The sequence below is a fragment of the Nocardiopsis coralli genome (assembly GCF_014892575.1).
In the GTDB taxonomy this organism is placed as follows: Bacteria; Actinomycetota; Actinomycetes; order Streptosporangiales; family Streptosporangiaceae; genus Nocardiopsis; species Nocardiopsis coralli.
Genome location: NZ_JADBGI010000006.1, coordinates 241,562 through 254,656 on the forward strand (window position 1 = coordinate 241,562; position 13,095 = coordinate 254,656).

Genomic DNA, 13,095 nt, shown 5'->3' on the forward strand with positions numbered 1-13,095 from the left:
CGGCGGGCCCTGCACTGCACCCCTCTCGCGGAAAAGAGCCCCCCACGTGTTGCTGAGTGCCACGAACACCGGCCAGGAAGCGGCCGACGCCGCCTTCCTCACGATCGGTATCGCCGTCGCCGTCGGCCTCGTCGTCCTGGTCGCGCTGATCGTCCTGGTCCTGCGCCTGTTCCGGAAGGTGGAGCGCGGCCACGCCCTGATCATCTCCAAGGTCCGCGACGTCGTCGTCACCTTCAACGGCGCCGTCGTCCTACCGGTCGTCCACAAGGCCGAGTACATGGACATCTCGCTCAAGACGCTGATGCTGGAGCGTCACGGGCGCCAGGGCCTGATCTGCAAGGACAACATCCGCGCCGACATCAAGGTCTTCTTCTACGTCCAGGTCAACGCGACCGCCGACGACGTCAAGAAGGTCGCGAACGCGATCGGCACCGAACGCGCCAGCGACTCCGACACCCTGCAGGAGCTCTTCAACTCCAAGTTCTCCGAGGCGCTCAAGACCGTCGGCAAGCAGTTCGACTTCGAGGAGCTCTTCACCCAGCGCGAGCGGTTCCGCGAGGCCATCGTCGCGGTCATCGGCACCGACCTGAACGGCTACGTCCTGGAGGACGTGGCCATCGACGAGCTCGAGCAGACGCCCCTGAGCCAGCACGACGGCAACAACATCCTCGACGCGCAGGGCATCTCGAAGATCACCGAGCACACCGCCAAGGAGCACAAGCGCACCAACGACTTCGAGAACGAGCGCAAGAAGGAGATCGACCGGCAGGACACCGAGACCGCCGAGACCCTCGCCGAGCTGGAGAAGCGCCGCGAGGAGGCCGCCGCCAAGGCCAAGCGCGAGATCGAGAGCATCCGCGCCCGCGAGGAGTCCGAGACCGCCCGGGTCCAGGCAGAGGAGCGCCTGAAGTCCGAGACCGCGAACCTGCGCACCGACGAGCAGCTGGGTGTGCAGTCGCAGAACCAGCAGCGTGAGATCGCCGTCGCGGAGAAGAACCGCGAGCGGGTGATCGCGATCGAGACCGAGCGCATCGAGAAGGACCGCATGCTCGAGGTCATCGGCCGCGACCGCGAGACCGAGCTGTCGGCCATCGCCAAGGACAAGGAGGTCGAGGGCGAGAAGCGCGAGGTCGCCGACGTGGTGCGCGAGCGTGTGGCCGTCGACCGCACCGTCGCCGAGCAGGAGGAGGCGATCAAGAAGCTGCGTGCGGTCGAGGAGGCCGAGCGCGAGCGGGAGTCCACGGTGATCCGGGCCGAGGCCGAGGCGCAGGAGAACCTGGTCAAGGACATCAAGGCAGCCGAGGCGGCTGAGTCGGCCGCCAAGCACAAGGCCGCGGAGGAGCGCACGCTCGCCGAGGCCCGCCAGCAGGCCGCCGAGCTCGACACCCGCGCGAAGATCCGCCTGGCCGAGGGGCTGCAGGCCGAGGAGGCCGCCGCGGGCCTGGCCGAGGTGCAGGTGCGCGAGCAGGACGCCGACGCGATCGAGAAGCAGGGCCGCGCCGAGGCGGTCGTCGCCCGGGAGAAGGCCGACGCCGAGGCCGAGGCGGTCGAGAAGAAGCTGCGTGCCGAGGCCGCCGGCCTCACCGACAAGGCCGACGCGATGGCCGCCCTGGACCAGGTCTCCCGCGAGCACGAGGAGTACCGGCTGCGCCTGGAGGCGGAGAAGGAGATCCGCATGGCCGGCATCGACGTGCAGCGCCAGGTCGCCGAGGCCCAGGCCAGCGTGCTCTCCAGCGGGTTGGAGAGCGCCGACATCAACATCGTCGGCGGCGACGGGGCGTTCTTCGACCGGATGGTCGGCTCGATCGGCATGGGCAAGGCCGTGGACGGGTTCGTCGGCAACTCCGACACCGTGCAGGCGCTCGGCGGGCGCTTCCTCGACGGGGACTCCGACTTCGCCGACCGGCTCGGCAACGCCCTGTCGGCGGTGGACACCGAGGACGTCAAGAACCTGACGATCTCCGCGCTGCTGGTCAAGCTCATCGGGCGGGGCGGTCCGCAGGCCGACAAGCTCGACGAACTCCTGGGAACCGCCCGGGAACTCGGCGTGGACGAACTGCCCGTGACCGCCGTCGCCCCCGCGAAGCAGTGAGGTAGGCCCCAGTGACCGAGGCCGACGAGAACGGGGGCCCCGGGCCGGGAGCCGAGGACGCACAGTCGCTGGACGCGGGCACCTACGAGGTGCTCCGCGCCCGGCTGCTGGAGCAGACCGGCGACCTGGCCCGGCGCACCGAGGAACTCAACACCCGGCGCCTGGACGTGTTCGGCGGAACCGAGCTGAGCCTGCTCGGCACCGAACGCATCCGCACCGAGCACAACTGTGTACCGCAGGACATCGTGAGCGTGGGGCGTTCGGTGGGCGCCGAAGCCGACGGCGACCTGATCCTGTTCGGCTACAACGTCTACCTGGGCATGCAGCGCGACACCCGGGTCTCGGACGTGTTCTCGCTGCACCGCTACGAACACGACGGCGACTCCTTCGCCTTCACCGACGCGGCCGAGGGCTCCGTGCCGGGGCTGCTCGACGACGAACGGTTCCGGCAGGGCTTCACGCAGCTGTACCGCTACTACCGGGACGCCCGCCTGCAGCGACTGCGCCGCATCGAGGACCGGCTGCTCGCGGTGTTCCGCACGGGCCCGCGTTCGGAGGACGTGCGGGTGCTGCGGTGGTCGGTCACGCCCGAGGGGGAGATCTCCTACCTCGACGACCGCGGCGAACGCGACCACGTCTTCGGCGACGCCCACGACGTCACGTGGGTGGAGACCACCCGCGAGGACCACGTGCTGGGTCGCCACCCGCACATCTCGGTCCTGGACGAGTTGTTCGTGGAGACCGTCGGCGGCGACCTCACCATCAAGGTCGAGAACAACACCGAGGTCGGCGAGGGCATCTACGCCGAACCCGTCGACGAGCCGTTGCAGAGCCTCGCCGACGCCGACGTGTACTACGCCCGCGCCGGGTCGCTGATCCTGCTGCGCATCCGCCCCTACAACGAGTCGCGGTGGCGCCACCTGGTGTTCAACACCCGCACCAAGGGGGTCGAGCGCCTCGACGGGATCGGCCGCGCCTGCCGCCGGCTGCCCGACGACCAGGGCATCGTCTTCCCGGGCGGCTACTACCTGTCGACCGGGGTGTCGCACACGTTCGACACCGACGTCACCGACCTGGACTTCGAGGCGGCGGTGCGCTCCCCCAACGGCGAGGACGTGCTGTACGTCTTCCACTCGGGCGAGGACGGCCGCAGCCTGCTGCTGTCGTACAACACGATCCGCAAGGAGGTCGCCACCCCGATCGTCTGCCACGGGTACTCGCTGTTCGACGACGGGACCATGACGGTGTTCCGCGGCTCGGACGGCGAACCCACGCGGGTGCACCCGATGCAGGTGTGGCGCACCCCGTACGTGTCCGACGTCTACGCCGCCGCGCAGCCCGTCGGCAGCGGTCCCCTGGAGCGGGTCGGCAACGCCGAGCTGGTGCGCGGGATCTCCGAGTCGCTGTCGGTGGCGCGGATGGCCGAGGACATGGAACCGTCCGTGGAGGTCTTCGAGGGCATCATCCGCGCGTGCCGGCGGGTCTCGGACCAGTTCCACTGGCTCGGCGACGAGGCCCTCTGCGACCTCGCCACACCCTTGCAGCAGGTGCGCGGCACGGCCGAGCGGGTGTTGGAGGAGTACGAGACCGTCCAGGCCCTCACACAGCAGGCCGCCGACACCCTCGCCGAGACCGAGGAGAAACTGACCCGGCTGATCCGCACCTCCCGGGGCGAGGCACCGCGTTCCGCGGAGGGGTGGGTGCGGCGCCTGACCGAGCTGCGGCGCGCCCAGGGGCAGGCCGCCACCCTGCGCGAGATGCGGTACGTCGACACCGACCGGCTCGACACCCTCGACGAGAACGTCGCGGAGGAGATCACCGCCGCAGGAAAGCGCACGGTGGCGTTCCTCGAGCGAGAGGACGCCTTCGACGGTTACCACGCGGAGGTCGAACGGCTCGTCTCCGACGCCGAGTCCATCGAAGCGGTCTCGGCGGCCACCGCGGTGGGCGAGCGCATCGCCGAGCAGACCGAGGGCCTGCAGGTGGTCACCGAGGTCGTCGGCTCGCTGGACATCGGCGACGCCCAGGTGCGCACCAGGATCCTGGAGCGGGTCAGCGAGGTCATGGCCGGCGTCAACCGGGCCCGCGCCACCCTCGACTCGCGGCGCAAGGAGCTGCTGTCGCGGGAGGGCCGGGCCGAGTTCGCGGCCGAGTTCGCGCTGCTGGGGCAGGCCATCACGGGGGCGCTGGCCGGGGCCGACACCCCCGACGCGTGCGACGAGCAGCTCGGCCGCATCATGCTCCAACTGGAGAACCTGGAGTCGCGCTTCGCCGAGTTCGACGAGTTCCTGGGCGAGCTCGCCGACAAACGCGAGGACGTCTACGAGGCGTTCTCCACCCGCAAGCAGTCGCTGGTGGACGCCCGGGCCCGCCGCGCCGACCGGCTGTCCGCGTCGGCCGAACGGGTGCTGGAGGGTGTGCACCGGCGGGTGTCCTCGCTGGAGACGCTGGAGGACATCAACACCTACTTCGCCTCCGACGCGATGGTGCAGCGCCTGCGCCGCACGGTCGAGGAGATGCGCGAGCTCGGCGACAGCGTGCGCGCCGAGGAGCTGGAGGGGCGGATCCTCGCTGCCCGGCAGGAGGCCGGGCGGGCCCTGCGCGACCGGGCCGACCTGGTCGAGGGTGGCCCCGGCGGGGAGACGATCCGGTTCGGGCAGCACCGCTTCGCCGTCAACACCCAGCCCATCGACCTCACCCTCACCCCGCACGATGGGGAGATGGCGGTCGCGATCACGGGCACGGACTTCCGGGCGCCGGTCACCGACGAGGCGTTCCGGCGGACCCGGCACCTGTGGAACCGGCTGCTGGTCTCCGAGAGCGACGACGTGTACCGGTCGGAGTACCTGGCCACGTCGATCCTGGCCGCCGCCGAGGACGGCGGTACGGCGAGCGGTTCGCGGTCGGGTGGCGGGGACAGGACGACCGGCGGGGACCGGGCGACCGACGGCCTCACGCTCGAGGCCCTGCACGAGGCCGAGGTGCACGCCGACAACGGGGACTCCCTGCTGTCACTCGTGCGCCGGGTCGCCGAGGAACGCTACGACGAGGGGTACGAGCGCGGCGTGCACGACCACGACGCCGCGCTGATCCTGTCGGCCCTGCTGCGGCTGCGGTCCGGCGCCGGGCTGCTGCGCTACCCCGGCCCGGTGCGGGCCGCGGCGCAGGTGTTCTGGGCCTTCGGCGCCGAGGAGACCGACCAACGGGCCTGGCGCACGCGCGCGGCCTCGCTCGCGCGGGCGCGGGAGGTGTTCGGGGCGCGGCGCTCATCGGCCATCGGTGACCTGCACACGGAGCTCGCCGAGGCGGTCGACACCTTCCTCACCGACACCGGCCTGCTGCCCGGGACCGACCTGGACCTGGTGGGCGAGTACCTGTTCGAGGAGCTGGCCGCCGACTCCGCGTCCGAGCGCGGGTTCGTGTCGGGGGCGCCGGCGCGCACGCTCCTGGACCGGTTCCACCGTGCGCTCGGGGGTTCCCGCGAGACCACCCGGAAGGCGTTCGCGGACGACCTGCGCGCGCTCGAGGGCGACCTCGCGGCCCGGTACCAGCTGGTGACGGCGTGGTTGGAGGCCTTCGCCGACACCCAGAAGGAGGTCGAACCGGGTGCGTTGCCGGAGGCCGCCGCGATCGAGCTGGCCGGCACCCGTGTGGACCGGTACGAGTCGTCGGCGGCGGTCGCCGAGACCGTGACCGGGATGCTGGGGTCGCACCCGCGTGTACGGGACCGGTCGCTGGAGGTGCGCTTGGACGAGATCCTCCCGCGCACCCGCCGGTTCCGGGCCGAGGACGCCCCCGCCTACCGGGAGTTCCAGCGCCGCCGGAACGAGTTCGTTGCGGCCGAACGCGAGCGCCTGCGGCTGGAGGAGTACAAGCCCAAGGTGATGAGCGGGTTCGTGCGCAACCGGCTGCTGGACGAGTCGTACCTGCCGTTGATCGGCGACAACCTCGCCAAGCAGGTGGGGGCCGCGGGCGACGGCAAGCGCACCGACCAGAGCGGGCTCCTGCTGCTCATCTCCCCGCCCGGGTACGGCAAGACCACCCTCATGGAGTACGTCGCGGGCCGCCTGGGTCTGGTGTTCGTCAAGGTCAACGGGCCCGCGCTCGGGCACACGGTGACCTCGCTGGACCCCGCGGACGCGCCGGACGCCACCTCCCGCCAGGAGGTCGAGAAGATCTCCTTCGCGCTGGAGATGGGCAGCAACACGATGCTGTATCTGGACGACATCCAGCACACCAGCCCCGAGCTGCTGCAGAAGTTCATCTCGCTGTGCGACGGGCAGCGCCGCATGGAAGGCGTGTGGGAGGGCCGCACGCGCACCTACGACCTGCGCGGGAAGCGGTTCGCGGTGTGCATGGCCGGTAACCCCTACACCGAGCAGGGCAAGCGGTTCCGGATCCCGGACATGCTCGCCAACCGCGCCGACGTCTACAACCTCGGCGACGTGCTCTCGGGCAAGGAGGACCTCTTCGCGCTCAGTTACATCGAGAACGCGCTGACCTCCAACCCCACCCTGGCGCCGCTGTCGACGCGCTCCCGTGAGGACGTGTACACGTTCGTGCGCATGGCCCGCGGGGACGAGTCGGTCGGCACGGACCAGCTGGAGCACCCCTACTCCGCCGCGGAGGTGGAGCGGATCGTGTCGGTGCTGCGCAAGCTGCTGCGCGTGCAGGAGGTGGTGCTGGCCAACAACCAGGCCTACATCGCCTCGGCCGCGCAGTCGGAGGACGCGCGCACCGAACCGCCGTTCCAGCTGCAGGGGTCGTACCGCAACATGAACCGGCTCGCGGAGAAGGTCGTGCCGGTCATGAACGACGCAGAGGTCGAGGCCGCCATCGACGACCACTACCTCGGCGAGGCGCAGACCCTGACCTCGGGCGCCGAGGCCAACCTGCTCAAGCTCGCGGAGCTGCGCGGGACCCTGGACGCCGAGCAGGAGCAGCGGTGGCGGGAGATCAAGGAGGGGTTCCGCCGCGGCCGCGCCCTCGGCGGCGCCGACGACGACCCGCTCACGCGTGCCGTGGGTGCGATGGGCCTGCTCGCCGACCGCGTCGGTGAGATCGGCACCGCCATCGACCGCGCCGCCGAGCAGTGACCCCCGCGGCCGGCGCCGGGTTCCGTTGCCCTGGCGCCGGCCGCCGGGGTTCCCCGAACCGCCGCACCTCCGTCCTCTAGGGTTGGTGCCGTACTGACGTCATGGCGTACGTGTCGGCTGGTCGGGAGACAGAATGCTGTTGGGCTTTCGGGTGGCGAACCACCGGTCGCTGCGCGACGAGCAGGAACTCCTGCTCCTCCCCGCCGACGAGGAACACGACGGGTACCCGGTGCCGTCACGGACGAAGCCGCTGCACGTGGCGGGGATCTTCGGCGCGAACGCGTCCGGGAAGACCGCCCTGGTGGACGCTTTGTCGTTCATGGCACGCATGGTCTCGGGACACTACGACCAACGCTCGGACCTGTTCGGCGAGATCGAACAGATCCCACGGGAGCCCTTCCTCCTGGACCCCGTCCACGCCGACGAACCCTCCTCCTTCACCGTCGATCTCCTGTTGGGCGGGCACCGCTACACCTACGGCTTCGGGGTCACCGGCACCGAGGTCGTCGAGGAATGGCTCTACCTCTACACACCGGACGGCACGGAAGAGGTGGTCTTCGAGCGCGAGGGACAGTCCTTCTCCTACGGGACCGCCGAGACCGACGCACCCGAGTTGACCGATGTGCTGAACGTGGAGCACAACGTGCTCCTCATCGGGGTCCTGGCCAACGCACAGCCGGCCGCATTCCGTTCGAGCGCCGCCGAGGCCCTTCGGGAAGTGCGGAAGTGGTTCCTCAGGCGACTCAGCAACTGGGGCCAGGTTTCCCCCGAGCTGTCGCGGACACTGACGCGTATCGAACCGCGGCTCCTCGAACGGCTTTCCTCCCTCGCAGCGTCCGCGGACACCGGAATCGACGGGTACGAGTTCACACGCAACGAAGTGGCCGAACGGCAACTCACCCTGCTCGAGTCCTACGGTTCGGAAGCGGCCGACCTTCTGCCCGGATCTGCGCGAACCGGCCGCGTGCACTTCAGACACCGCGGTAGGACGGACACTTATCCCCTGGATCTCAGTGCCGAGTCGTCAGGGACCCGCGCGATCCTCTCCCTCGGGCTGGCCGTGCTCCAGGCCCTCGAACACGGGGGAACCCTGGTCGTGGACGAGTTCGACACCAGCCTGCACAGCTCGCTGTCGGGTGCGCTCATCAAGCTCTTCAACACACCGGAGAACAACCCGTACGGCGCGCAGCTCGTCTTCACCAGCCATGACACCAACCTCTTGGGGCGCATCCACGGCCACGAGGTCCTGGCCTCCGACGAGATCTGGCTGACGGAGAAGGACAGCAGCGGCGCGACGTCGCTCTACCCCGTCTCCAGTTTCGAGAGCGCCGACGAGGAGAACCGGGACCGCCGCTACCTCGTGGGCCGTTACGGCGGCGTCCCCCACCTCGACGAGGCAGCGTTCCTCGAAGCCCTCCGCCCCCGCGGCCCGCAGGCCCGATCCCCCCGAGACGAGGAGACCCCGTAGATGGGAAGGCGCAGTTCCGGCCGACGCCCCAAGCATCTGCCTGAGGCAAGAGCGGTCCTCGTGCTGTGTGAAGGCGAGACCGAAGAGGCCTACTTCGAGGGACTGCGCCGACACCTGCGCCAACAGCGTCCGGACGACGGACGCGGGATCCACTCACCGGAACCCAAGGTCGACACGGCCGAACGGACGGCCGCGCGAAAGATGGCCCAGCAGGCCAGAGCCCTCGTTTCACAGGGGTACTCGGAGATCTGGGTCGTCTTCGACACCGAGGGCGCGAACGTGACGCAGACTCGCAACGAGCTTGCCGAAGCAGGGAAAGGGCAGTCCGACACCTCCCTGCTCAGCGCTGTCTCCCATCCGTCCTTCGAGGTCTGGTTGCTGCTCCACCATGTCGAACGCGGTCGGCTGAGCGGGTGTCATGAGGCCGAAGACAGTTACCGGCTCCTGAAGAAGACCGTGCCCACGTGGGACAAGGGGTTCCGGAACCGGCGGGACAAACCCGGCACGGATTTCGGTGACTTCGTGGACGGACTGGACCGCGCGTGTCGGCAAGCAGCCAAGACCCGGGCCGACGACTACGGCGACTACCCGTGGACCGATGTGCACCTCCTCGTCGACCGGCTGCGCGAGCACTACGCGTGAGGGCCGCGCGATCGCTCCTCCGGGGGCGGCTCGGGCATGATGCGCACCGGGGTGGTTGCCACGGCGCCGGCATCGCGCGAACGTTCGTGCGGAACGGTCTCCTCCGGTCGGCGAGGGCCGCCTCATCCAGGCTTGGTGCCGTACTGACGTCATGACGTGGGTGTCGTGCCCCCGGAGCCGGAGCTGCGAGGGCCGAGATCACCGTTCCCGGCCGGGGTCGGTGTGCGCGGCGATCGCGGTGACGACCTCTTCCCACCGCTCCGGCGGCGGGTGCTGGTGGCCCACGCCGGGAACCAGGTGCAGGCGGGCACCGGGGATCTCGGACGCGAGGGCTTCCGCGTGTTGGTACAGGAAGAGCGGGTCCTCCCTGCCGTGGAGCACGAGGGTGGGTGCGGTGATCTCGCCGAGCCGGTCCCCCAGGGGTGTCCCGCCGACCAACCAGTGGTTGGCCGCGGAGGCCATGTCTCCGCCGCGTTCCATGGCCCGGGTCACGACCTGCCGGAGCCGGGCCGGGTCGACGGGGGCGCCGCCGGCGAAGACGTGCTCCATGGCGACCATGTACGCGATCACCGACTCACGGTCACCCCAGTCGGGCCCGGGCGGGGGTGCGGCGAACAACTGCTGCACGGTGTCGGCGGGTGGCGGCAGGTGCGGGTGGCGCTCCTCCGGGCTCGCGGGTGTCGTGGACATCAGCGTCAGCGAAGCGACCCGGTCGGGGTTCCACACGCCGAGGTACTGGGCGATGCCTCCGCCCGAGGAGATCCCGACGATGTGGGCGCGGGACAGCCCCAGGCCGTCCAGCACACCGACCGCGTCGTGGACGAGCGCGTCGCCGGAGTATCCGGGGTCGCCGACGGGGAACCGTGTCGAGCGCCCGGTGTCCCTGCTGTCGTAACGGACGACGTAGCGCCCTGCGTCGGCGAGGCGCTCGCAGAACCCGTCCTCCCACCAGTCCATCGACGCCTCGTTCCCGGCGATCAACAGGATCGGCGGATGTTCGGCCTCCCCGAAGGACTCGGTACAGATCTCCACGTCACCGAGCCGAATCAAGCGTTCATCGGATCCCATCGTCGCCCCCGGTTCTGCCACGCATGGTGTCGTGCCGGAGAGCTACCCACCGCCCCACGCGTCACGCGCCAGGTCCCCGTGCTCGATCCGCGACACACGGTTCTGGCTCACGTGGAGGCGCTCGGCGAGCTGCACCTGGGTGGGTTCCGCAGCTTCCCGGAGCTCGCGCAGGCGGTACGCGCGGACCTGCTCGAGCATGCGTTCCTTGTGGGCGTCCACCGCTTCGCGGTCGACGGGCCGTCCGGCCAACATGTCTTCCAGGCTCGTGCCCATCGGCCTCCTCCTCGCACGCCTCCGGTGTCGTCGCCGGCCCGGTCCGGCCCGCACGCGCCGCCCGGGGTGTCCTCGTTGTACCAGCGCAGAGGCCCCTCGGCACGGGTTTTTCCTACGGGCAGATCGGCGCGGGCGTGATCCCCTGCGGCACGTTCCGGTGCTCGGTCACCACCCGGTGGCGGCGAGGAGGCGCTCCTCGAGGACGGGGACGAGGGTGCGCATGTACGAGGCGGTGACGTGGCCGTCGTCCCAGTGCACGAGCACGTTGCCGACGACCGGACGGCACACCCCCGATTCGCAGAACCGGTCGGTGAGGTCGAGGGTGCTCACGTGGCCGGGAAGGTCGACGGCTTCCAGGGGCGAGGTGTCGGTCATGGAGTCCGTGCGTTCGGACGTGCACTCGTCGGTCCCGGCATCTCCGGCCCCGGACCCGGCCCCGGCGAGGCACTCGGGCACGTCGAACCCGGGCCTCGGGGTGTCCCGCACCGCGACGACCTCGATCCCGAGCTCGCCCAGCTCCCGCCAGCGTTCCGGGTACCCCTCCACGACCTGCTCCTCCCCGTAACCGGCGGAGGTGTCGTGGCTGGTGGTGGTGCCGGTGGTGAAGACCGCGTCGGGTCGCAGTTCGGCGAGCTCGGCCATGACCCCGTCGTTCCACTCGGCGCACGCGGTGTAGGGATCGCCCTTGTAGGTCTGCGGGGCGTCGGTGAACAGGCACGCGCCCTTGACGATGTTGAGCAAGCGCCACCCGCGGTCCTCGGCGATCTCCTCGAGCGCGGGGAACCAGTGCGCGGCGTGCGAACCTCCGACCAGCGCGATCGTGCGTTCGGGGTCGTCGGCGCCGTACTCGCACACGATGACCTCGGTCCCGGCGGTGTCCTGGTTGCAGCCGTCGTCGTAGGTCACGGGGAGGTCGTCGGCGGCGTTCGCGGGGTCGGGGTGGACGGGGTCGGGGTACTCGCCGTGGTCGCTCCGGCCGTCGGTGAGGGCGAGCGCGCCGGGGTAGCGCTCGGTGTCGGCGACCTGTTCCTCCAGGTGGCGCTGTTCGGCGTCCATGCGCGCCGTCCACGTGCCGGCGGTGAGCAGGAGCGGGAGGAGGCAGGCCAGCGCGAGGGCGGGCCCGCGCACGGTTCGGCCGCGCTTGCCGAAGTCGGCGATCCGGTCGGAGAGGGGTGTGGTCGCCGCCGCCAGCGCCACGGACAGGGCCAGGACCGCCGCGCCGCCGAGCGGGCTCGCCAGGGTGCGTTCGGTCGCGGCCAGGTAGAAGACCAGCACCGGCCAGTGCCACAGGTACAGGGCGTAGGAGATGGAGCCCAGGTACCGCATGGGACGCAGGGTCAGGATCCGGTCGGCGCCCCACGGCGATCCGGTGGTACCGGCGACCACGATCGCGACCGCGGCGAGCGTGGGCCACAGCGCCGCGTATCCGGGGAAGGCGGTGGACACCTGGAGCACGACACCGCAGAGCACGAGCGCCGCGAGCCCGCCCCACCCCAGCAGCAGGCGCAGGGCGCGCGGCGGGTTCAGCCACGGGAGGGCGATTGCGAGCAGGCCGCCGAGCGCGAACTCCCACAGCCGGGCGCCGGTGTCGAAGTAGGCCCAGGGCTGGTCGGCGCGGGTGATGTACACGGAGTAGGCGAGGGAGAGCGCGAGCACGCCGGCGAGGGCGAAGGCGACCGTCCGGCGGATGCCGGGTCCGCGGTCGGTCTCCGCGGGTCCCGCAGCTCCGCGGGTCGCCCACCACACGGCCGCGCCGATCACCAGCGGCCACAACAGGTAGAACTGCCCCTGGATCGACAGCGACCAGAAGTGCTGGAACGCGCTGGTCGACTCGTCGCGCGCCAGGTAGTCGGCGGAGTCGAGGGCGAGCTGCCAGTTCAGGTGGTACAGCGCGGACGCGATCGCCTGCCCGGTGGCGTCCTGCCACGCGGTCTCGGGGAGTAGGAGGCGCGCGCCGACGAGGGTGACGGCGATGACCAGGACCGCGGTCGGTACGAGCCGGACGGCCAACCGGCTGAGGAAGGCGCCGTACCGGATCCCGCCCAGCCCTGCGGGCCCTGCGGGCCCACCGGGCGCTCCGCGCCCTCCGCGCTCGCACGCCCGCACCAGCGACCCGGTGATGAGGAACCCGGTGAGCAGGAGGAAGACGTCCACGCCGCCGGAGACCCGGCCGAACCAGATGTGGTAGCTCGCGACGAGGAGGACGGCGACGGCACGGAGCCCGTCGATCTCGGGCCGGTGTCCGTCACCGGCCCGGGCGGTGTGGTCCCGCGCGGCGCCCGAACCGGTTCGGTGCCCGGATGTGGACAGGCCCTGCTGCGGTGAGGAGAGGGCGGTCATGCCCGCTCATGGTGGAGGCGCTCGGTGACGTCCCGGGATACGCGGGCCTACACCCGTCCCACCACCCGGCGAACCTGTACTTCCCCGCGGGTCACACGAGTTCTACGGCCTCCGCT

The 13,095-nt window shown here is 70.8% G+C and carries 7 protein-coding genes; 4 read left to right on the forward strand and 3 right to left on the reverse strand.

Annotated features, from left to right (window positions below; translation table 11 throughout):
* The first annotated feature begins 46 nt into the window (after window positions 1-46).
* From IDM40_RS09115 to IDM40_RS09130, 4 genes are all read left to right on the forward strand, one after another.
* Window positions 47-2,092: a flotillin family protein gene (locus IDM40_RS09115; RefSeq protein WP_193121491.1), complete on the forward strand. Its 2,046-nt coding sequence runs from the start codon at window positions 47-49 to the stop codon at window positions 2,090-2,092.
* Between the two features lie 11 nt (window positions 2,093-2,103).
* Window positions 2,104-7,188 carry a DNA repair ATPase gene (locus tag IDM40_RS09120; protein ID WP_193121492.1) on the forward strand — a complete coding sequence of 1,695 codons (5,085 nt, stop codon included), beginning with the start codon at window positions 2,104-2,106 and terminating at the stop codon, window positions 7,186-7,188.
* A gap of 133 nt (window positions 7,189-7,321) precedes the next feature.
* Complete coding sequence (locus IDM40_RS09125; RefSeq protein WP_193121493.1) at window positions 7,322-8,656, forward strand: AAA family ATPase; 1,335 nt, start codon at window positions 7,322-7,324, stop codon at window positions 8,654-8,656.
* A 60-nt stretch (window positions 8,657-8,716) separates the two neighbouring features.
* Window positions 8,717-9,298, forward strand: coding sequence for an RloB family protein (locus tag IDM40_RS09130; RefSeq protein ID WP_193121494.1), 582 nt, complete (start codon window positions 8,717-8,719; stop codon window positions 9,296-9,298).
* Between the two features lie 198 nt (window positions 9,299-9,496).
* Here IDM40_RS09130 and IDM40_RS09135 read toward each other — a convergent pair whose 3' ends face one another.
* The 3 genes from IDM40_RS09135 to IDM40_RS09145 all read right to left on the reverse strand — a co-directional run bounded on the left by IDM40_RS09135 (window position 9,497) and on the right by IDM40_RS09145 (window position 12,979).
* Window positions 9,497-10,330: an alpha/beta fold hydrolase gene (locus IDM40_RS09135; protein ID WP_328806975.1), complete on the reverse strand. Its 834-nt coding sequence runs from the start codon at window positions 10,328-10,330 to the stop codon at window positions 9,497-9,499.
* Between the two features lie 78 nt (window positions 10,331-10,408).
* Window positions 10,409-10,639 carry a helix-turn-helix domain-containing protein gene (locus tag IDM40_RS09140; protein ID WP_193121496.1) on the reverse strand — a complete coding sequence of 77 codons (231 nt, stop codon included), beginning with the start codon at window positions 10,637-10,639 and terminating at the stop codon, window positions 10,409-10,411.
* Window positions 10,640-10,804: 165 nt separating this feature from the next.
* Window positions 10,805-12,979 carry an acyltransferase family protein gene (locus tag IDM40_RS09145; RefSeq protein WP_193121497.1) on the reverse strand — a complete coding sequence of 725 codons (2,175 nt, stop codon included), beginning with the start codon at window positions 12,977-12,979 and terminating at the stop codon, window positions 10,805-10,807.
* Window positions 12,980-13,095: the final 116 nt, after the last annotated feature.